The sequence below is a fragment of the Siphonobacter aquaeclarae genome, from assembly GCF_900103285.1.
Classification (GTDB): domain Bacteria; phylum Bacteroidota; class Bacteroidia; order Cytophagales; family Spirosomataceae; genus Siphonobacter; species Siphonobacter aquaeclarae.
This window is the reverse complement of record NZ_FNGS01000001.1, coordinates 601,456-622,360: the sequence shown is the minus strand read 5'-3', so window position 1 is coordinate 622,360 and position 20,905 is coordinate 601,456. Positions and strand designations below refer to the sequence as shown.

Annotated in this window: 18 protein-coding genes and 1 riboswitch; of the genes, 3 read left to right on the top strand and 15 right to left on the bottom strand. The window is 55.0% G+C overall.

Annotated features, from left to right (window positions below; all coding sequences use genetic code 11):
- Positions 1-4: 4 nt before the first annotated feature.
- The 7 genes from BLR09_RS02340 to BLR09_RS02310 all read right to left on the bottom strand — a co-directional run bounded on the left by BLR09_RS02340 (position 5) and on the right by BLR09_RS02310 (position 10,625).
- Entirely contained in the window at positions 5-3,538 is a 3,534-nt protein-coding gene (locus BLR09_RS02340) for a SusC/RagA family TonB-linked outer membrane protein (RefSeq protein ID WP_093197195.1), read from the bottom strand.
- Positions 3,539-3,559: 21 nt separating this feature from the next.
- A complete protein-coding gene (locus BLR09_RS02335; RefSeq protein WP_176785417.1) occupies positions 3,560-4,561 on the bottom strand; it encodes a FecR family protein in 1,002 nt (333 codons plus the stop codon).
- 29 nt (positions 4,562-4,590) lie between these two features.
- A complete protein-coding gene (locus BLR09_RS02330) occupies positions 4,591-5,232 on the bottom strand; it encodes an RNA polymerase sigma-70 factor (protein ID WP_245689856.1) in 642 nt (213 codons plus the stop codon).
- A gap of 222 nt (positions 5,233-5,454) precedes the next feature.
- Positions 5,455-6,465, bottom strand: a complete 1,011-nt coding sequence (locus BLR09_RS02325; RefSeq protein ID WP_093197190.1) for a cytochrome d ubiquinol oxidase subunit II — start codon at positions 6,463-6,465, stop codon at positions 5,455-5,457.
- 6 nt (positions 6,466-6,471) lie between these two features.
- The gene (locus tag BLR09_RS02320; protein WP_093197823.1) at positions 6,472-7,779 is read right to left on the bottom strand and encodes a cytochrome ubiquinol oxidase subunit I; all 1,308 of its coding nucleotides are present in this window, start codon (positions 7,777-7,779) and stop codon (positions 6,472-6,474) included.
- A gap of 223 nt (positions 7,780-8,002) precedes the next feature.
- A complete protein-coding gene (locus BLR09_RS02315; RefSeq protein ID WP_093197187.1) occupies positions 8,003-10,351 on the bottom strand; it encodes an ATP-binding protein in 2,349 nt (782 codons plus the stop codon).
- Positions 10,352-10,358: 7 nt separating this feature from the next.
- Positions 10,359-10,625 (bottom strand): hypothetical protein, encoded by a 267-nt coding sequence (locus BLR09_RS02310; protein WP_093197185.1) that lies wholly within the window; start codon positions 10,623-10,625, stop codon positions 10,359-10,361.
- Positions 10,626-10,651: 26 nt separating this feature from the next.
- On the opposite strand from BLR09_RS02310, the gene BLR09_RS02305 reads away from it, so the two are divergent.
- The 3 genes from BLR09_RS02305 to BLR09_RS02295 all read left to right on the top strand — a co-directional run bounded on the left by BLR09_RS02305 (position 10,652) and on the right by BLR09_RS02295 (position 13,930).
- A complete protein-coding gene (locus BLR09_RS02305; protein WP_093197182.1) occupies positions 10,652-11,230 on the top strand; it encodes a nitroreductase family protein in 579 nt (192 codons plus the stop codon).
- Positions 11,231-11,341: 111 nt separating this feature from the next.
- Positions 11,342-12,229: an SGNH/GDSL hydrolase family protein gene (locus tag BLR09_RS02300; protein WP_093197180.1), complete on the top strand. Its 888-nt coding sequence runs from the start codon at positions 11,342-11,344 to the stop codon at positions 12,227-12,229.
- Between the two features lie 642 nt (positions 12,230-12,871).
- Positions 12,872-13,930, top strand: a complete 1,059-nt coding sequence (locus tag BLR09_RS02295) for an acyltransferase family protein (protein ID WP_176785415.1) — start codon at positions 12,872-12,874, stop codon at positions 13,928-13,930.
- Here BLR09_RS02295 and BLR09_RS02290 read toward each other — a convergent pair.
- The 8 genes from BLR09_RS02290 to BLR09_RS02255 form a co-directional block, all read right to left on the bottom strand.
- The gene (locus BLR09_RS02290; RefSeq protein ID WP_093197174.1) at positions 13,923-14,426 is read right to left on the bottom strand and encodes a bifunctional adenosylcobinamide kinase/adenosylcobinamide-phosphate guanylyltransferase; all 504 of its coding nucleotides are present in this window, start codon (positions 14,424-14,426) and stop codon (positions 13,923-13,925) included. The two genes, BLR09_RS02295 and BLR09_RS02290, sit on opposite strands and share 8 nt — an antisense overlap.
- The gene (locus tag BLR09_RS02285) at positions 14,423-14,995 is read right to left on the bottom strand and encodes a cob(I)yrinic acid a,c-diamide adenosyltransferase (protein WP_093197172.1); all 573 of its coding nucleotides are present in this window, start codon (positions 14,993-14,995) and stop codon (positions 14,423-14,425) included. The genes BLR09_RS02290 and BLR09_RS02285 overlap by 4 nt, the downstream gene beginning before the upstream one ends.
- Positions 14,992-15,966 carry an ABC transporter ATP-binding protein gene (locus BLR09_RS02280; RefSeq protein WP_093197169.1) on the bottom strand — a complete coding sequence of 325 codons (975 nt, stop codon included), beginning with the start codon at positions 15,964-15,966 and terminating at the stop codon, positions 14,992-14,994. Before BLR09_RS02280 ends, BLR09_RS02285 begins: the two co-directional genes overlap by 4 nt.
- Entirely contained in the window at positions 15,963-16,994 is a 1,032-nt protein-coding gene (locus BLR09_RS02275; protein ID WP_093197167.1) for an iron ABC transporter permease, read from the bottom strand. Before BLR09_RS02275 ends, BLR09_RS02280 begins: the two co-directional genes overlap by 4 nt.
- Positions 16,991-18,145: an ABC transporter substrate-binding protein gene (locus BLR09_RS02270; protein WP_093197164.1), complete on the bottom strand. Its 1,155-nt coding sequence runs from the start codon at positions 18,143-18,145 to the stop codon at positions 16,991-16,993. Before BLR09_RS02270 ends, BLR09_RS02275 begins: the two co-directional genes overlap by 4 nt.
- A gap of 30 nt (positions 18,146-18,175) precedes the next feature.
- A riboswitch (cobalamin riboswitch) is annotated at positions 18,176-18,426 on the bottom strand.
- Between the two features lie 2 nt (positions 18,427-18,428).
- On the bottom strand, positions 18,429-18,998 hold the full coding sequence (locus BLR09_RS02265) for an AAA family ATPase (RefSeq protein WP_218126572.1): 570 nt from the start codon (positions 18,996-18,998) through the stop codon (positions 18,429-18,431).
- Positions 18,977-19,906 (bottom strand): adenosylcobinamide-phosphate synthase CbiB, encoded by a 930-nt coding sequence (gene cbiB, locus BLR09_RS02260; RefSeq protein WP_093197158.1) that lies wholly within the window; start codon positions 19,904-19,906, stop codon positions 18,977-18,979. The genes BLR09_RS02265 and cbiB overlap by 22 nt, the downstream gene beginning before the upstream one ends.
- Positions 19,891-20,898, bottom strand: a complete 1,008-nt coding sequence (locus tag BLR09_RS02255; RefSeq protein WP_093197156.1) for a threonine-phosphate decarboxylase — start codon at positions 20,896-20,898, stop codon at positions 19,891-19,893. Before BLR09_RS02255 ends, cbiB begins: the two co-directional genes overlap by 16 nt.
- Positions 20,899-20,905: the final 7 nt, after the last annotated feature.

The window sequence follows — 20,905 nt, the reverse complement described above, 5'->3', positions numbered from 1 at the left end:
ATGCTTAAAATTGAAAGCCCAGCTTGAATCCGTAGGAGCGCACGCCCGGGAGCGTCCAGTGCCCTACGCCGCGGCGGAAGCCGTCTTCGGCGACGCTCATGCTTGTTTCGGGGTCGAATCCGTTGTCACACGCCGTCCAGTTAAACAGGTTCCGTCCGATGAGAGAAACCGACAGGTTATACACCGGCAGGCGGCTGAGTACCTTTTTGCCGAACTGATAGGTCAGGGATGCCTCGCGGAGCTTGACAAATGAGGCGTCATACGTGGTGCGCTCGTAGTACTTGTTGTACAGGTTGTCGTAGTAAGCTGACGCCGACAGGATGTTGGTATTTTCCCGGTACGTACCGTCGCCGTTGGCGATGTACCCCTGGACGATCATCCCGTCATTCCGCTGGCGGCGCTCGCCGTCGGTCCAGGCCAGGCCTCCGGTTTCTGCGTCGCGACCGCGTAGCGTCAGTGCCGAGGTACCCTGGAGTATCATCGTTTTCATCGGGTACGAGTAGAACTTGCCGCCCTGGCGCCAGTCGATCAGGAAGTTGAGCGTCAGGTTTTTATACGTGAACGTGTTGTTGAAACCGACTGAGAAATCCGGGTTGTAGTTGCCGAGGTAATCATAGGTAGTCTGGCGCTGAAGCAGGCCGGCCGACGTCAGCAGGGGCTGGCCCTTGTACGGTCCGTCGGGTACCTTGATCCAGCTGGGCGTATACATATCCCCGATTTTGGTACCTTCCTTGAGCAGGTAGCGGATGTTGTCGCCATCGGCACTACCCATCGAATACTCCGTCAGCCCGTCGATCAGCTTGATGACTTTGTTGATATTCCGGGTATAGTTGGCCGAAATTTCCCAGCGCAGCACCGCATCAATGGGTACAGCCCGTACCCCGATTTCAATTCCTTCGTTCTGAATATTTCCGGCGTTGACGAGGCGGGTACTCGAACCGGCCGCAATGGTAGTCGGGATCTTGATGATCTGGTTCCGGTTGTTGGTCTTGTACCAGGTAAACTCCAGCCCGATCCGGCCGCCGCGGAAGAACCGCAGGTCGGTACCAAGTTCATACGAAGTTGCGATTTCCGGCTTCAACAGGCTGTTTTTCAGGGCGAAATCGAGGTTCGGACGCTTCACCGTGCCCCAGTCCGTATCAAACAACAGGGTATTGTAGAGTTGGTAGGGATCGGTGTCGCTGCCTACCTGTGACCAGTTTGCCCGTACTTTCGCAAACGTGAGTACGTTCGACTGCATTTTGAGCATATCCGTCACGACCGAACTGAGCGAAAAGGACGGATAGAAAAAGGAGTTGTTTTGAGATGGCAGCGTACTCGACCAGTCATTCCGCCCCGTCACATTCAGGAACAGCATGTTTTTGTACGAAACCTCCGCAGTACCGTAGATGCTGTTGATGCGCTTCCGGGTATTATTCTGAAGCGTCGTGACCGTTCCGGCAGCGGCGTTCGAGAAGTTGTAGATGCCGGGCAGGACCAGGCTGCCGGCGGTAGTCGCGGTACTGCGCGACTGCTGGTCCATGCGGTTGGCGCCGACAGAAGCCGAAAACTGCCAGTCGGGTGTCAGCGTCTTCTTGTACGAAAGCAGGAAGTCGGAGTTATGTTCCGTAAAAAACAGGTTGTTCAGGTAGTACCCGCCGAGCGGCGTCCGCTTGCCGCTGAAGGGCCGCTTGAGGTCCTGTTCTTCGGCATAAAAATCCATCCCGGTCCGGACCATGAGACTGAGGTCTTTCGTGATATCCACGAACGCCTGTACGTTTCCGATGATGCGGTTCCGGCGGTAGCCGTTGGTTTCTTCGTAGGCGACGAGGTACGGGTTGTCGAGGTTTCCGGGGTCGTACGTAAACTGCTCAAACCCTTCCCGGCCGGGTTTCCAGTAGTTGCGGAGCGGGCGCAGGTCCACGTTCGCTGGCATTTTGTACAGAATTTCCGTGACACTCTCCCGGTAGGCGGCGGCGCGGTTGGCGCTGCTGTTATTGGTATACCCGACGTTGGTGGAAATACGTACCCGGTCGTGCAGCTTGTAATTGGCTGCCAGGTCGAGCGAGTTGCGCTTCAAACCGGTATTCGGTACGACGCCGTTGTTCGACAGATTGGTATAGGAAAGACGGAAGCTTCCCTTTTCACCGTTCGACGTCACCGCCAGGTTATTCGTAAAGGTCGTTCCTACTCTGAAAAAGTCGCTGATCCGGTTGGGGTACGAGACCCAGTCTGTCGGAATTCGGTTGCCGCTGGCGTCGAGCGGGCTGTTCCACTGGGCTTTCTTCATGCCAACGTCCAGACGCGGGCCCCAGGCGCTTCCCTGCACGGTGTTGGCCGTTCCCGGAAAATCCCCGGTGCCGAACTGATTCTGAAACTCCGGGTATTGCCAGATTTTATCGAACATGGTGGTGGAATTCACCGTCACGCCGAGACCTTTCCGGGCTTTTGAGCCTGTTTTGGTGGTAATGAGGACTACCCCGCTGCCGGCCCGGCTGCCGTACAGGGCCGCCGCGCTGGCGCCTTTGAGGATGGTAACGCTCTCAATATCATCGGGGTTGATATCGCCGATGGGGCTGCCGTAGTCGGTGACTGACCGGCCGATGGCCATGTTGGGGGTCCGGAGAGAAGGCGCTACAGGTATGCCGTCCACCACAAACAGTGGCTGATTATCCTTCGAAATGGAAGATTGCCCGCGGATGGTAATCAGGGCCGTCGAACCTGCATCCGTACTGGTGCTGACAATGTTCACGCCCGCTACTTTTCCGGCCAGGGCGTTGAGCATATTGGGCGATTTGACGTTGGAAAGCTCGGCGCCGTCGATCTGCGCGACGGAATACCCGAGGGCTTTCTGTTCCCGCTTGATCCCCAGCGCCGTGACGACTACCTCGCCCAGCGCCTTGGTATCGGCTGCGAGGGAAATAGCCAGGCTCGTCCGTCCGCCGAGGGGTATTTCCTCGGTCTGGTACCCGATCGAGGAGACTAACAGGATACCCTGGCTTTCGGCGAGGCTGAGGGTAAATTCCCCGGCTGCGTTGGTAGAGGTGCCCTGACCGGTACCTTTCAGCAGGACGCTGACGCCAACGAGCGGCTGGCCCGTCGCCCGGTCGGTTACCTTTCCTTTTACCGGCGGAATGGCGACGATCAGTTCGGTCCGTGCCGGCGAAAGGCGTATCGGTGTGGCCTCGGGCGGGAGCGCGTTGCTCCGCTGTGCCAGGAAACTGACCTCCGGCGCGGCTTGCTTCAGGATGTACGTGTCTTTTTTGACTTTCCTATAACGTAAACCGGTGGATGCCAGCAGGTGATCGAGGTTTTGCTCAAGTGTTGCATCACGGAGCAGCGCGCCGCGAACAAGCAGTTGCTGATTTTCCTCGAAGAGAATATCGACCTGATACCGCTCCTTCAGTTGAAGCAGGACATCCCGCAGTGGAACTTCATGGGCGAAGACCCGGGCTTTCTGCGCCGAAAGGGCATAGAGCTGGGCATGGGTCATGAGCGGGGTGATTCCGACCAGTACACAAAGGGACAGGGCCCGGACGGGGGGTAATCGTCGCATCATAGCAGTCAGACAGTTAGAGCTTTAGTAGGTGTTTCTGCGGGGCAGGAGAAGCAATTTCTTTTTCTGTTTTTTCACTTCGATGTCCAGCATCTCCGACAGGATGTCGAGCAGTTCCTCGGCGGTGGTTGCCGGATAGGTACCAGTCAGTTCACGGCGGGCCAGGGCCTTGTCTTCGATGTAGACGTGGACGTCAAATACCTCATTCATCCGCGTCGCCACCTCCTGCAGCGGCGTGTGGTCGAAGACGAAGCGGTGTTCTTCCCAGGAGCGTTCGCTTTCCGCCTGCGCCGGCGTCAGGTTTTCGACTTTGACATGACCGGCGGGGAGGATGGTCGCGCGCTCGCCCGGTTTCATCGCCAGCGGCCGCGGATTTGCCGGGGAAGTCAGCTGTACCTTCCCGCGGTTGAGCACCACGTGCGTCCCTCTCGGACGGGCATATACGACGAACTCGGTGCCCAGAACCGTCACTTTGCTCTGATCAGGAAGGGTGACGGTAAAACGACGGTGATCAACCGTATGCCGGACCGAAAACGTCGCCTCGCCGTTGAGGCGGACATCCCGGGTATCCGTTCCGAAGCCCCATCTCGGGACCGTCAGGACGGAATTGGCGTTGAGTACCACGCGGCTGCCGTCGGCCAGCTTGACGGCGCTGACCTGACCCGGACCGGTTTCATAGGTTTTTTCCAGGATCTGTGCGCGCTGCCACCAGGCGGTCAGCAGGAGGGTAATCGTCGCCGCAGCAATCCACCCCAGCCGGCGGGCGCGGCGAAGCGGAGCCGGCCCTGGGGTCGCCGTTTCATGCTCCGCCGCCGGTTCCGCCAGGCGGTTGGAAAAGTGGGTAAACGCTACGTCTACGTCGGGTATCAGTTGCGGCTGACCGGCTTCCCATTCCTCGAGCCATTCGAAATACAGTTCGACATGGGCCGGATGCCGCAGCCATTCCTCCAGAAGGGCCTTCTGAAGCGGCGTTGCCATTCCGGCAAAGTAAGAGAAGACGCTATCTTTGGATAATACAGGATTCATATTGGTCATAAATGGGTGGTGCCAGTCGGTTAAAGGACGTCGTGAAAAGCCAGGGTAATCAACACCAGCCAGTGATCTTTCAGCGCCTCCCGCAGGGTCCGGAGGCTTTTGGAAATGTGCGCCTCTACTGCTTTCGTTGAGATAAGCATCCGCTCGGCGATTTCCTGGTAGCTGCGTCCTTCGTACCGGCTCATGAGAAAGGCCTTCCGCCGTTGCGGAGGCAGTTCGCTGACAATCTTCTCGATGTGCAGGTGCAGTTCGTCGTATTCCACCAGCGAATCGGGCAGGGGAAATGGAGAAGTAACTTCCGGGAAATCAGGTGCTTTACCCGTCGTCATTTCTGCCCGGAGATAGGAGAAGCACCGGTGCCGCACAGCCGTAAAAAGGTATGCCCGGAAAGACGTGGTGATTTCGAGGTGGAGTTCCTTTTTCCAGAAGGTATAAAACACGTCGCTCACAAGATCTTCCGCGATTTCACGGGTATACACATACCGCGCAGCATGACTGCACAGAGGCGCGTAGTAACGGCGGAACAGCAATTCACATCCTTTTTTCGGATCCTGCCGGAAGGATTGCCGGATGAAATACTCCTTGTCTGCCTCCCGGGGCATTTCCCCGGAATGGAGCTGGAGTACCGGCTTTTCCTGCCTGGAGTCGTCTGGAAGATTCACAATGCGTCGATTAGAAATGAAAAGCAACCGGTAGACGCAGGGAAAGGGGCATACCCTACCTCCACCTCCTGACTTTTAGTACTTTTTTTCCGGATGAAGGGCTATGAAAAAGCGGCCGGGATGTGTTTCTTCTTGAGGAACACATCCCGGCCGCTTTGATAATCAGTGGATTGTCTGCTTTCGACAGTTATTATTCTTTTCAAACCAGAGGAAGAAACCGTCCTATCCGTGTGCCTCTTCTTTCTGAAAACTATACAACAGGTAAAACAGCGCAGGGAGAATGAAAATACTGCCTGCGAGCAGCGCGATACCCAGCGACTCGATGGTTTTGGCCTGCCCCTGATGTGCGAGAAGGGACAGGGTATCTCCGTTTTTCAGCAAAACAATATCCGGGAAATGGCGGTACGTGGTGATGAGCAGTATCATCGTCACCTGAAAACCCGCCAGCAAGCGGATAATAACCGGTTTCCCGGCGCGGAGATAGTACCAGAGAAAGATGAGGGAAAGCGTCGCAGCCGAGAAACCGATGATGCCGGGTACATTTCCGAATACCCATTCTGTCAGCGGAATGCCTTCGACCCAGGCCGTAAGAAAAACCAGGCCACCCATTCCGATGGCGACGCCCGTAAACAACTGTGCTTTGCGGATGAAGCGGAGCTTCTCGTCCGGATCGTGCGTTTCGCCAATGAGGTAGATAGCTGCCAGATAGCCGCATATCGCGACGGTAAACAACCCGACGGAGATGGAAAACCCATGCAGCCAGCTGAAAACATAGGCGTGGAGAAAATCGCCCGCTTGTGTATCAATATATCCCGATACCGCGCTGCCGGCAATGATACCCAGAAACAGCGGCGTCACAAACGACGAATACATGAAAATCCGGTTGTAGAGTACCTGCATATCGTCCCGGACGGCGTCGTAATGCCGGAACGTAAAGGCGGTTCCCCGCGCGATGATACCCAGCAGCATAAGCGCCAGGGGAATATGCAGGTACGTCGACATGGTCGTGTAGATCACCGGAAAGCCGACAAATAATATTACAACCGTGATAATCAGCCACATATGATTCGCTTCCCAGATAGGACCGATGGCGTGATACAACGTTTTGCGGGTTCGGCTCCGGTTTTTCCGGGACGTAAAGAGCTCGATGATACCGGCGCCGAAGTCGGCGCCGCCCAGCAACAGATACAGAAGAATGGCCGCCCAGAGGTAGCCGATGACGACGTATAGCATGGCAAGTCAGGCGTTTGTGTGATAGAGTTTTCCAACCATCCGGATCTGCCGGTACAGCATAAACACTACGACTACCGCCAGCGAAAGGTATACCCCGGTAAACAGGTAAAACGAATACCGAATGCCCGGCATCGGCGTAACGGCGTCGGCTGTACGCATGATGTTGTGGATGATCCAGGGTTGGCGGCCCACTTCAGTTACCGTCCATCCTGCCTCTACCGCAATGAAACCCAGGGGAGTAGCAAGGGTAAACAGCCCCAGCAGCCAACGTCGCTGCAACCATCCTTTCCATAACGCAAGAAAATAGAGAAAGGAAAGGCCCAGCAACAGCATACCTGCGCCGACCATAATCTGAAACGCGAAGTGGGTAGGGGCGACGGGCGGTTGGTTTTCTTTGGGTATCGTATCGAGACCGGCGACGGGCTTATCGAAATCGCCATGCGCCAGAAAACTCAGCATACCAGGGAGCCGGATCGCGTATTTTACTTCCTGCGCGTCTTCGTCCGGAAGGCCTCCAACGATGAGGGAAGCCCGTTTTTCGGTGTGAAAATGTGCTTCCATCGCTGCCAGTTTCGCCGGTTGCCGTTTCGCGATGTCTTTCGCCGATAAATCACCGCTCAGGGGTTGCAGTACGGCAGCGACGGTACCAAAGACGGCGGCGATCCGGAACGCTTTGCTGTGAAAATCAACGTATTGGCCCCGCCGGATCATGAGGGCATGAACACCGGCGACCGCAAAACCGGTAGCCACAAAAGCCGCCAGACACATATGCAGGGCCTGAAGCGGCCAGGCATCGTTGAACATCGCTGCGATGGGATCGATGTTGAGGTATTTCCCGTCGACGTAGTCAAACCCGGCCGGACTATTCATCCAGGCATTGGCGGAAACGACGAGAATGCCGGAAACGAGTCCGCTGATACCGACTACAACACCCGTCGCCCAGTGAAACCACGGGTGAAACCGGTCCCAGCCATACAGAAAAAAGCCCAGCGCGATGGCTTCGATGAAGAAAGCTGTGCCTTCCAGCGAAAAGGGCATGCCGAAAATCGGACCCGCATGCTGCATGAACGTCGGCCAGAGAAGCCCCAGTTCAAAAGAGAGTACCGTTCCGGAAACAGCGCCTGTCGCGAAAAATATCGCAACGCCTTTGCTCCAGGCCTTCGTGATGTTGCGGAAAACGGGGCGCCCTGTACGCAGCCAGTAAAAGTGAGAAACGGCCATGAAAAAAGGCATGACCATGCCGATACACGAGAAGATAATGTGAAAGCCCAGGGAAAGGGCCATCTGGGAACGGGCAGCAAGAAAATCATCCATGGCATTTTCGGGGTTTACAGAGAGGCGCTTTCCACCTGCCCGGCACACGGGCCTCTCCACGCCAAAGCTACAGTCGGATCGGCAAAGGCAGACGAAAAAAGATGACTTTGGGGCGAAGTAAAAGCAAGGAAGTTATTGTCCTAAAATAACCATAAATACTCATAAAAACTGCCTTTTGCAAAGTGACAGACTGTCCTTTTGCTGAAAAACGGATTGATGAGTATTAATGCTCAGTGTATTTCAATATGACCCGCAGCAGTTCCTGCGGGTTGAAGGGTTTCAGGACGATGTCATTCAGCCCCGCTTCCCGGACTTTGTCTTCGATTTCGGGAACAAGACTGGCCGTGAGCGCAACAATCGGAACGTTGATGCCGCGTGCCCGCAGCTGTTTGGTGGCTTCGTAGCCGTTGAGAATCGGCATTTGAAGGTCCATCAGCACCAGAAAGGGCTTGGTTGATTCCAGTTTTTCCAGTGCTTCCTGGCCGTTAATGGCGACGTCGACGATCGCTCCCCAGCGTTTGAGAATGCCGCGGGCGGCCAGAATGTTCATGGGTTGGTCGTCGACCAGCAAAATAGGAACCCCCTCCAGTGCTTTTTCATTCAGCACCTTGACCGGCGTTTGCGCTTCGGGGACCGGCTGGGAAGATTTCTGGAAGGTTTGCAGGAAATAGAAGGCCGAACCACGGCCCGGCGTACTGTCCAGATGCAGTTCAATGCCTTGCAGCGCCAGGAGGTTTTTGCAGATGGCCAGCCCGAGTCCCGTTCCGCCGAAACTCCGGTTCATGGACGAATCCGCCTGCGTAAACCGGTCGAAAATCAACCGTTGTTTCTCAGGCTCAATGCCTATGCCTGTATCTTCTACAGTAATTTTGAGCGTGATCTGTGTATCTGTTTGATTTTCAGTATCAACACTGAGCTTTATCCAGCCCTTCTGGGTGAATTTGATGGCATTGTGGACAAGGTTATTCAATACCTGGGATGTACGGGTAGGATCACCGATAACGAGAGTCTGAATCGACGGATCGACGCGCAGGTGCACGTCGATCTTCTTTTCATCGGCATAGGTACGGTAGCTTTCAAGGGTATTGCGGACCAGCGTCCGGATATCGAACGGGATCGATTCAAACCTGATTTTCCCGGCTTCGATCTTGTTGAAGTCCAGAATGTCATTGATAATGCTCATGAGGTGGTTGGCGGAGAATTGCATCACTTCCAGGTGATGTTCCTGATCGGGCCGGGGATTTTCGGCCTGAAGCAGGTTCATCATCCCGATGACAGAATTAAGCGGCGTGCGAATTTCGTGACTCATGGTACTCAGAAATTCGCTCTTGGCCACGAGTCCCTCTTCTGCCTGCTGGCGGGCCTGTTTCAGCGTGTAGGCAAAGCGGAAGGAGAGGATAAGCGATTGCAGGAAAAAGAACAGAATATAGCCAAGGAAAACCAGGGTTTTTCCGACGATCGATACCCCGAAATAGTCCAGATTAATCGCAACAAAAACCGTCAGGAGCACACCTGTACTCAGCAGCGCATAATTTGCTCCCGGCCGGTGATGCCGCGCCGCGATGTAATAAATATAGAACGCATAGCCGATGTAGAGAAACATCAGCACCAGAAACGGGTTGATCAGTCGGGTGAAAAGAATCGGCGGCAGCACAATCACCAGTAATCCGAACCCGAAGCAGAGCCAGGTCATCGCCCGGAGAATACGCGGATTGCCATCCAGGGGGTACAGCGCCCGGGTATACTCCACAAACATGGCCACGCCCAGGAAGAGCGTCAGGTACTCCAGCCGCACCGTAATAAACCAGCTGATAAAGGGAAACAGGGAATGGAGTACATACCGGTCTGTTCCGATGATCCGGTAACTATACAACAGGCAAAACAGCGAGAAATACAAAATGGCCCTGTCGTGCTGTCCGAATACAAACAGCCCGAGAAAGAACAATCCGCCCATAAACAGGCAGCCGGTCAGAAACAGGTCGGACGCCTGCCCGATGAAATCCCGGGAGGCAAGAGCGGCTGCATCCCCGATTTCGATGGATTGATACGGCCCGCCTTTTGAATGCCGGTAATTAGAGACGTGGAGCAATAAACGAATGGTATCTGCGGCAGGAAGCGGGACCGCACGAAAGGACCAGAAAGGAACAGATTTATCCTTGGATGTCGCCGGAACGCCGGACTGGGCGACGAGTCTCCCGTTGACAAACAACCGCGAAGCGGAGTACACATCCGGCAGATTAAGCGCGAGCCGCTCTCCTGCCGCCGGATGTACGATGACCATTTCGTAGGTGGCAAATCCTTGAGATTCAATAGGTTGCCCTTTCCAGGTACTATTGTTCCATAACGTTGGAAAGTGGATGTATTCGAAATCGGTATCCACTTCCCAGGGCTGTTTGAAGCGGTTCCAGTACCATTTCCATTCCCCGTCGAGGAGGACAGACGTCTCTTTCAAAGACTTCCCTTTCAGATCCAGTACACCTTGCCGAACCCCGGATTCATGGGTTTGACTCTGCGCGGAAAACACGTAGAAAACGAGCAATACCAGATAAAGCGATCGTATAGAGGCTCTCATGCTACGCCTATAGAGCAAAGGTCCGATTGGCAGCAGGCCAGTCGGATTGACAGATGCGGATGAATGGATAAGGTCGCGGTGGCAGAACGGGAGGGCGGTTCCCAATGGCGTAAATATAGACTTTTTCGGAAGGTTTGAAGATCGGCAGGAAAATTTGTTGGCAGGGGATAAGCATACCGCCGGGCTCCATCCGGCCGATCCGACGGTTCAGCGTATTTTCCGGGACATCCGGCGAAATATCGGAAAACAGGCAGCGCCGGTAGCCCGGCAGCATGTACTTTTGGAAAAAATGAACACCTGATGACACCAGCCGCAGAAGCCCTGAACCGGATTATCCGGACCCGCAGAAGTATTTTCCCACCTGATTATACCGGAGAAGAAATCCCCGTTTCCGTTGTGGAGACCATTCTCGCCAACGCCAACTATGCACCGACGCACCGGCTGACGGAACCCTGGCGGTTTACCGTTTTCCGTGGCGAAGGTAAAACCCGGCTCGCCGACTTCCTTGGCGATACCTATCAAGCACAAACGCTGCCTGAATTGTTTTCTGAAGCCAAGTGGAAGGGTACGCGGGAGAAAGTGACGCGGTCGTCATGCGTCATCGCCATCTGCATGGAACTTCACCCGGAGAAAGTCCCTGAGTGGGAAGAGCTGGCGGCAGTTGCCTGTGCGGTGCAGAATATGTGGCTGACCGCCACGGCGCTGAACGTTGGAGCGTACTGGAGTACGCCGGGGAATTTGGCCTTGTTCAGTGAATTTCTGGGACTGGGACCGAATGAAAAGTGTGTCGGACTTTTTTACATGGGCTATCACCAGCTGCCGGAACGGACTCCCGTCCGAAAGCCTATCGAAGAGAAGGTGAAATGGGTGACCGAATAGCCGGTATATCCGCGACCGGCTGCTGGCTTTGGAAAAAAAGTGAGAAGACGCTGTAAATTTGTTTTTATACTGGCATTCCCTGTTCTTTTGCCGGGAAGTTCCATCGTTTATATGAAGCAGTTTTTTATTGTCTTTTTGGTATTCGCGTTACTAACCGGCTGTAAAAAAGAGAACAATGATCCGGTAGATGATTCGCTAGCCGTTCCGGAGCTGTCTCCGAAACCCGGATATGTACCTTTCAATACGCTCGTTCGGGTCAGTTCGGACGTCGTCGGTGGCAAAACCGAGTATTCGGTCAACGGGACGGACTGGATGGCAGGGGACAGTCTGCTGCTTACACAGTCGGCAAACCTCCGTATCCGCACGCGGGTAAACGGAAAAGTGTCGCGGTCTGTTGATGCGCAGTACCAATTGACGTTCAACAAGGTGCTGATTATCGGAAACAGCATCACACGACATCCGCCTGCACCGCAGCTTGAATGGTATGGCGACTGGGGAATGGCCGCCTCGGCAGCCGATAAGGACTATGTATCCCTCCTGAAAAAGGAATTGCTGAAACGGAATCCCAAAACCGAATTTTTGGCGACAAACAAAGGATCCACGTTCGAGACGACGTTCTGGACGATGGATACCAGGCAGTTTTTCAAGGATGAAAAGGCGTTCGGAGCGGACCTGATCATCATGCGTATCGGAGACAACGTGGGTGAGACGTTCGTCAAAAAACTGAATTTCGAACCGGAATTCGATACCCTGATGACATACCTCACGGAGAATTTCAAAGGAAAGGTGGTTTGCACAGGTGCTTTTTTTGACCACCCCGAGGCCAGTGCGGCAATTGAGCGGGTCAGCATCAAGCGCGGTTTTGGTTATACGTACCTGTATTCCATCAATAACCGGGGAAATACGGCCTATGGTCTGTTCAAAGATGCCGGAGTAGCGTCGCACCCTTCCGACGCGGGTATGGAGGCTATTTCCAAGAAAATTTTGGAATTTCTATAATACAGGCTATGCTACTCTTAATGGTTGGTTGACGACGTAAATTCGCAGCCCGAAAAAGTTGGATCGGTAGGCTGAAAAGAGATCATCGCTTTAAAACACATTTAAAAAGCAAATAAGGAAGCAGAAATGCTTCCTTATTTGCTTTTCAGCGGATAGTTCCGGCACTTTTCTGCGTCCCTGTAAAGCAGGGGTATTGTGCTATCTTTAGCCGCGGATACTTACTCTGGATCATAAAATAACGGACAGCCGCTGTATCTGATTGTTTGTTTTTCAAAATCCATACAGTCGTCTTTTTTTTGAAATTAACTTACTATACAAGTAATTGAAAATGAATAGATTATAATCCTGTATGCTTAACAGATAACTACTGCGCAAGCGGCGTGTTTTCCGCGCGGAAAGGTATGATTGCCGCGAAATAAATACCTAACCGGTGTTTTATCGGAAATGTATCGCAGACCGGAATAACCGTAAAATCACTCGTAAAAGGATGCCTTGCAAATCGGGGAAATTCTATCGAAATTTGCGGGCCTTCTCCAATGAATAGGTATGAGTCCCGGAGATTCTGACGTCTCCTGCTACTGCTTTCATTGTCGTTGGCTGAAGCGTAATCAGTTGATTGCAGAAGTATTGTCCATACTGTCAATGAATTTATCCGACGAACGCCATAACAACCTCGACTTTATTCGTTTTCTCGCGGCCTTGTCGGTAGTCGTATCTCATTCCTATGATCTTTCGGGCCGGGTATTGGAAGAGCCTTTGCGTATTCTTGCAAACTATTCGTTCAGTTTCTTCGGCGTGCGGACTTTTTTCGTCATCAGCGGATACCTTATTTGCAGCAGCCTGGTCAGCAATCCGGATGCGGTCAGGTTTTTCAAGCGGCGGGTGAGGCGTATCTTCCCGGGTCTTGTTGTCGTGGTTGTCCTCTGTGCGTTTGTTCTGGGTCCTTTGGTGACAATCCTACCAGCTCGAGAGTACTTCCTTCTCCCCGAAACCTATAACTACCTGATTAATATCCTGCTATACCGCTCGCAATTCAGCCTGCCGGGTGTCTTCTCTACAAACGATACGGACATTGTCAACGGGTCGCTTTGGACGCTGGTGTACGAATTTTCCTGCTACATTGGATTGTTTCTCATGCACCGCGCCGGAGTGCTTCGGATGCGGTCGCTGGTACTGGCCTTCTTTCTGCTCGGAATTGTCGCTGACGCGCTGATTTCCGGTACGACATATGCCAATAATTTCTACCCCTCGGTCAACATGGTCGCCGGGTCTGCCATCGAATTTACTACCTTCTTTACCGGTGGGATTGTTCTGTATCTCTACCGCGAAGAAGCACGCCGCCGGCGAAAAGTGCTGGCACTTGCTTCGCTGGCGGGGTTGGTATTGCTGGCAATGCTCCCGGCGCCGTGGAGCCGCGCCCTGGCTTTTCTGACACTTCCCCCCGGAATTTATTACCTGGCCTTTCAACCCGGTAAACTGAATACCTTTGGCGCGAGAGGGGATTTCTCTTACGGTATCTATATCTATTCTTTTCCGGTTCAGCAGACGCTGTTGTATTACTTCCCCGGCATCCACGTCGGGTTGCTGATCATCCTGTCGGTTGTTTGCACGATGCCCCTGGCGTGGTTCTCCTGGAATTTTGTCGAGAAACCCATGATTCGGCGGAGAACAACAGCCGTTGTTGCGTCTCCTCTTACTTGACTTTCAGCGGCAGACCGGAAACCATAAAACACGCGTGTTCGGCCAGTTTCGCCACATACTGATTCGCCCAGCCCTGTAAATCGGTGAAGGCACGGCCCAATTCCGTTTCGGCGTGCAGGCCCATCCCCAGCTCATTGGAAACAACGATAAACGTCCCTTCCCGGGCCGCCAGCGCATCTATCTCACGCTGGAAGGCCTTGAGAGCCGGCTCTATCTGACTATCAAACGCAAAAAACAGGTTGGTCAGCCAGAGCGTTACGCAGTCGATTACTACGACGCGCCCGTCGAGCGGAAGAGAACGGATTTCCTTTTCCGTCTCGAATGTCGTCCATTCGGGCCCGCGCTCGTCGCGGTGGCGTTCCACCCGTTTGGCAAAATCTTCATCCCAGATACGGGCGGTGGCAACATACACCGGCTCCCGTGATAACTTCAGTGCCAATTCCTGTGCATACCGGCTTTTCCCGCTGCGGGCTCCACCGGAAACGTACCAGATCATTCTTTGAAGCGTTTGTAGAGAAACAACTGCCATTTCTCCTCCGCGACGCCGGCTTTGTCCATTTCAGCGCGGGCCAGCGTGAAGAAGAGGTCCGACAGACGGTTAATATACGCCGGAATTGCCTGGTGTACAAGGTCTGTTTTGAGGAGGGAAACCAGCCTTCTTTCCCCCCGGCGTACCTGTGTCCGGATGACGTGGCAGAGCGCCGATACTTCGTTTCCTCCCGGTAAAAGAAAGTAATCGGATGGCGAAGTCATCGCCGCTTCGAGCGCATCGATCCAGGCTTCGCAGAAGTCGCTTCCGTCAACCGGCATCGGGTTTTTGTTTTCCTTTTTGGCGTCAGAAGGCCGTGACAGGTGCGACATCATGTCCATCAGGTCTTTCTGAATCCGGTGAAGATTGGGTTGCCAGGGATGTTCGTTGCCGAGTTTGGACCGTAACAGTCCGATCGTCGAATTGACCTCGTCGAGCGTACCGACGCATTCTACCCGAACGTCGTCTTTGTCGACACGCTTGCCGCCAAACAGGCCGGTGGTGCCTTTATCTCCTTTTTTCGTATAGATTTTCATTGGAATAACTGGTTGCGCAGGTGCGCGAGAAGTGTTTCAATCGTGGTAAATAACTGACCATCAGTAGTTTTCCACCCGCTTTCTTCTACCGAAAGAAGATAACCGCCGTCGGCCCGGATCCGGTAGCCCTCGCGGGCGAGCGCCTGACGCAGCCAGATAGAATCCGGACCGGCTAAGGAAACAACCGGCCCTTCTTCCGTCAGACGGATGCGGAAACCACCGGTTTGCCGGTCGAACTGGAGTCCGTCCCGGGCAAAGGCCGTTTCAAACGTTCCATTGAGTACCAGATCCTCCGGAACACCGGCATGGAGCGTCCCGTCGCGCGTGATCAGCCAGAGACGGTCGGCCGTTTGCAGGGCCAGGTCCAGCTCATGGGTCGAAAGCAGTATCGCCTTACCCGTGGTTCGGGCCAGCCGGTGGAGCAATTGCATCATCGCCACCCGGTTAGGCAGATCGAGGTGTGCCGTCGGTTCATCCAGCAAAATGAGGTCGGTATCCTGTGCCAGGGCCCGCGCCAGCATGACCTTTTGCCGCTCGCCGTCGCTCAGCTCCGGCATTCGCCTGGACAGCAGAAAGCCGGTGTCTGTCAGGTCAATAGCGGTTTGGATTTGCTGCTGGTCGACCGGCGTCAAACGCCCCAGCCAATTGGTATGCGGCGTACGTCCGAGCGCGATTACTTCCCCGGCGGTGAGGTTCCCCGGGTCGGTACGGTCGGTGAGGACAAGGCTGCGTTTCCGGGCAAGCTCAAGCGGAGAAAGCGCCTCCAGCGGAATCCCCTCCAATAAGATGGAGCCCTTCAACGGCGCCTGCAGGCCGGATAATGTCCGCATCAGTGTCGATTTTCCGGCGCCGTTCGGCCCGAGCAGGCAGACCAGTTCCCCCTTACGAAGCGAAAGATTGAGCGGTCCCGAAACCGACCGCGACGCATACCCGATGTGCAGGGCATCGGTTTGCAGGAAAATGCCGGTCATACGGAACGGAAATTATGCCGGCGAACGATCATCCAGATAACGACCGGCGCGCCGAACAACGATGTCACAATATTAATGGGCAATACGGCCTGCGTTCCCGGAAGTTGCGCGATGCTGTCGCACAACAACAGCAATACCGACCCCAGCAGGGCCGAGGCCGGAATCAGCAGGCGGTGATTGGACGTGCCGAGCAACGCCCTCGTCAGGTGCGGTACGGCAATGCCGACAAACGCCACCGGACCACAAAACGCCGTAATACTGCCCGTCAACAGGCTGGTACTGAGTAGGATAATCGTCCGGGCCCGACCAACGGTCAGCCCCATGCTTCGGGCATACTGCTCTCCGAGAAGCAACGCATTCAGCGCTTTGGACGACGCATAAGCCAGAAGCAGACCAAACGCCACAACAGACGCCAGTACGGTCAGGTGATCGTCTACCACGCCGCCGAGCGAGCCGAAGGTCCACATGAGGTATTCCTGAAGCTGCTCCGGCTGACTGAAGTACTGCCAGATACTAATGAGCGATAAGGTCATTGTGCCGATCATCACGCCGACGAGCAGCAGAACGACGTTGTCTTTCAGGCGACCGGCTATCATCAGTACCAGGAGCAGTACGGCTGCCGAACCGAGCGACGCCATCGCAACGATCAGCCAGCTACCGGATAGCCCCAGTTGCCGGATTGCGTAGAGGCTCGCGGCGCTCCCACCGGACAGCATCACCGTCGCGACGCCCAGACCGGCGCCGGCTGTAATGCCGAGTTCGGAAGGACCGGCCAGGGGATTCCGGAACAGGGTCTGCATCTGTAATCCGCTGACGGACAGGCCGCTGCCTACGAGTATCGCCGTCAGTGCTTTGGGCAGACGGATTTCCCGGACGATGTACAGCCAGGCCTCGTCGTCCGATTTTCCATCCAGCAAAATACGCACGATTTCCCCTGGAGGAATTGCCACCGAACCAATACCGATGTTGAGAATCAGGCATCCGGCAACAGCCAGCAGGAGGCAGCCGATGAGGAGTCTGCCTGTCATTTGACTTGCTGGTAATAGTATAGTTCGTGTGTGGGAAGCAGTTCCGGATGCAGGATGCGGATCAGATCGGCGAGTACCCGGTGCGGGCTCACCGCCCCGGATTCCCAGTAATCGTTGGAACCGCGGCTGTTGGTCCGCTTACTGTAATTATACATCCGACCCGACTTAAAAGCCTTGAATTCGGCATAACGCGGATCTTTTCCGAGGACGCCCTTCTTCGTATCGGCGTCGGTCAGTCCGACATTCAGCCAGACATCCGCCTTTAATCCTACCGGAAAAACGGTTTCGAAATTCAGGGGCAGGCTGCCGGTTGACCGGGTATGCGCCCACGGATAGCTCGCCCCGGCGTCTTTGAAAAACCGTGCCATGTAGCTGTCTCCATTCGGAACAAACCAGGAGTCTTTGTATGCCGTACCGGTAATAACGCCCGGCCGGGTCTTCACCGCCCGGGTGAGGGCCGCCAGGCGGTTGTATTCGGCTTCTACTTTCGCAAACTGTTGATTGACGAGCGTCTCGCGGTTCAGCAAAACGGCGACGAGCTTTACCCACTCTGCCCGCGCAAGGGGTGTGGTTTCGACCCATTCCGAGTTGACCAACACCGGAATGCCGGCCCGCCGGAGCGTTTCATACCGGTCGAGGCGCGCGTTGGGCGTTCCAACGGCCATCACCAGGTCGGGGTGCATCGCTACGACCAATTCCTCGTTAAGCGTCTGGTCCTTACCGACTTCCTTTACTTTTCCTGCTTCAATCCGGGCAATGACTTTCGGAGAAGAAACGTACTTCAGGTTACCCAGTCCCGTCAGCACGTCTTCCGCCCCCAGAAAACCGAGCAGTCCGATATGCATCGAAGACATGGCCACCAGGCTCCGGACCGGCGTCTCGACGACCTCGTAACCGGCAAAACCCTTTGGGCGCGGCTTTCCCCGCGGAATCAGCAGGTACCGGGCCGTATCCGTCGATTTTCCAAACGGACTTAATATGTGAACGATTTTGTACGTACCCGCATAGCGGACCGAAAACCCTTTCGCATATCGGATGCGAACCTGCTCCGGTCGGGTGCTGCTCTGGGCAGAAAGAAAAAAGGAAACAAGGAGGAGCGGGATACAGCCCCACCATTTGCCGAAACGGCAGGTAGTCAAAAAATGGATCATGGTTTCTACCGGCTTTTCTTCCGAAAGCCATCAGGTGAATCAGCCGGGGCAGGTCTTCTGACTTTGCTCCCTCCTCACCGCCTTCCCGCGTGGAGACGCAGTGGCGAGTGGTGAGGAGTTTTCGGTTTTCAGTTTTTCGTTTTCAGTTTGGAAAACGGTGCGCACCGTAAACCGTCAACGGTAAACTGAAAACCGGGTTCTCACAGCAGCGGAGACTGTTCCGGATTCCCACCGGCATTCCCGTTTTCACACAAAATGTGACCCTGGCTGGTTGCAAAGCTAATCAAGAATCGGGGCGATTGCGCGATCCGGCGGCGGGGATTGCGGTAATACCGAGCGCCTGAAGGATTATTCCGGCCCGTTCTTCCGGCGATGAAAGCGGTAATTCCCGGAGCCGGAATCCGAGTGACAGATATGTTTCTGAAATGTGTTCATACAAACGTACTGCTTCCGGAAACGTCTGCCAGCGTTCGTCATCTTGCTGATAGATAGCTTCCCAGGGTGGTGCTATCCACACCTCCGGGTGGTATTCGCACCGCGCCAGGGCCTCGCGGCAGGCGGCAGCTACCGGCTGCCCGCCGGCCACGAGGTATGCGACGATATCCGGTATGCCACGGTCAAAAAAAGTAAGGCCAGTTGCCCGATGATGGTCTTTTTCCATTTCACCCAGGCATTTTCCGGCGAAGCAGGCCAGGTTTTTCCAGGGTAAACAGTCGGATTTCACTGCTACTTCTTCCCGGATCAGCCGCCGCGATACTTCCTCCGAACAGGCATAACCCAACCCGGCCAGCGTTTCCAATAATGTTGTTTTGCCCGCTCCGGGGCCTCCGGTCAGAATAATCCGGGTAACCATATGCTGATAATCAGTAAAATACAAACGAAACATACCCGGTGGTTGACGGAAATCGCCGTGCTGAGGTCTTCCTGCGTCAACTCCCGGTCGTTTATCCCGATGTAAGGTTTAGATACCGCGACGCCGTGGTACACATTCGGTCCGCCGAAACGACAGTCAAGTATTCCTGCCAGCGCGGCTTCCGGATACCCGGCATTCGGGCTTTTGTGGGCACGGCCGTATCGGAAGACAAAGCGGATCGCCCGGCGGCTTCCCGTCACCAGCACCATCAAAAAGGCTGTCAGTCGTGCGGGTAGGAGGTTAGCAAGGTCGTCCAGACGGGCGGCGGCCTTCCCGAACTGTTCGTACCGCTCGCTTCGGTAGCCAATCATGGAATCGAGCGTATTGATCATTTTATAGGCCATCATCCCCGGAACGCCCGCAAACGCGAGGTAGAAAAGCGGCGCTACGACGCCGTCGCTGAGGTTTTCGGACATGGTTTCGAGAACAGCGGTTCGGATCTGATGCGGAGTCAGACGGGAAGTATCCCGGCCGACAATGCGTGACAACTGTTTTCGGCCTGCTTCCAAACCGCGTTCTTCCAGCGCCCTCCCCACGTTCCGCCCCTCGTCAATCAGGCTCCGGTTTGCCAGCCCATACCATACCCAGATACCGTTAGCGGCTATCGCCAGCCATGGATGAATATGTTCGAGCAAGCGGTTCGTCGCCCAAAAAAAGAGAAATACGGCCGGAACAAGGATCGATGCCAGCAAAAGGCCCTTCCCGAACCGGTTTGCACCGGTATTCAGGATAGTCTCTCCCCGGGCAATGGCGGTTCCGAATACCCGCACCGGATGCGGCCAGTTGTCCGGATCACCCAGAAGCAAATCCAGGCCGTACCCGATCAGCAAGCTCAGGATAACTCCCATTCAGTCAGCGCGTTAAGAAGCCATTGGTTTCGGGTCGGATCGAGTGTGGCGAGCCGGAAATGCCGCGGCGACAACCCCCGGAAATTTCCTGCGTCGCGGATCAGCAGGCCGTGGCGCTCCACGAGCCAGGACTTGAGGTCAGCCGCCGTAGCTTTTGTTGTTTCACAAAGGAAAAAATGGGTATCCGTCGGGTGGACGACAAGCGAGGATATCCTTTGCAGTTGTTGCCGGAAATCATCCCTTTCCCGGAGATAGGAAGTCAGTTCAAAGGGAGCCGGCTTATCAAGCAGGTAATAACCGGTCTCCAGCGCGAGGGCGTTGACCGTCCACGGAGGCCGCACGGCCCGGACCCGGTCGAGTACTGCCTCACTTCCGGCGACATATCCCAGGCGTAATCCCGGAATGGCATAGGTTTTGGTCAATGATCGGAGAATGAGCAGGTTAGGATACCGGCCGATCAGCGGAATCAGGGAAGATACCTGATCCGTGAAGTCGATAAAAGCTTCATCCACCACAAAAATCGTCTCCGGAAACCGGGAAAGAAGGGATACGAGCGAAGGAAAGGTCTGCCCTGTTGGATTATTCGGGTGGCAAATGAAAAGCAGGGTACTGCCGGCTTCGAGCCGATCCAGGTATTCCCAGGCGACAAACCGGAGGGTATGACCGTGCAGCCGGCAGGCGTCTTCGTATTCAGAGAATGACGGATAGACAATCGTCGTAACAACGCCTGCGAAGGCCTGCGCGAGCAGGTAAATGCTCTCCGCGGTACCGTTGTGAACGAGTACCTGCCCGGCCCGCAAGCCCTTTTGAGCAGCGATCTGATCGGCGAGCCGCTCGGCGGTTACCTCCGGATACCGGTTTACCCGCGCCCAGTTGGCGAAGAGGTGTTCTTTCAGGCCTTCCGGCTCGCCGCCATACCAGACGTTGGTGCTGAAATCGGCCCGTATGGGTTGCGGATAGCGGTATCCGTCGTCTCCGTGTCCGTGTAACATAGTCAGA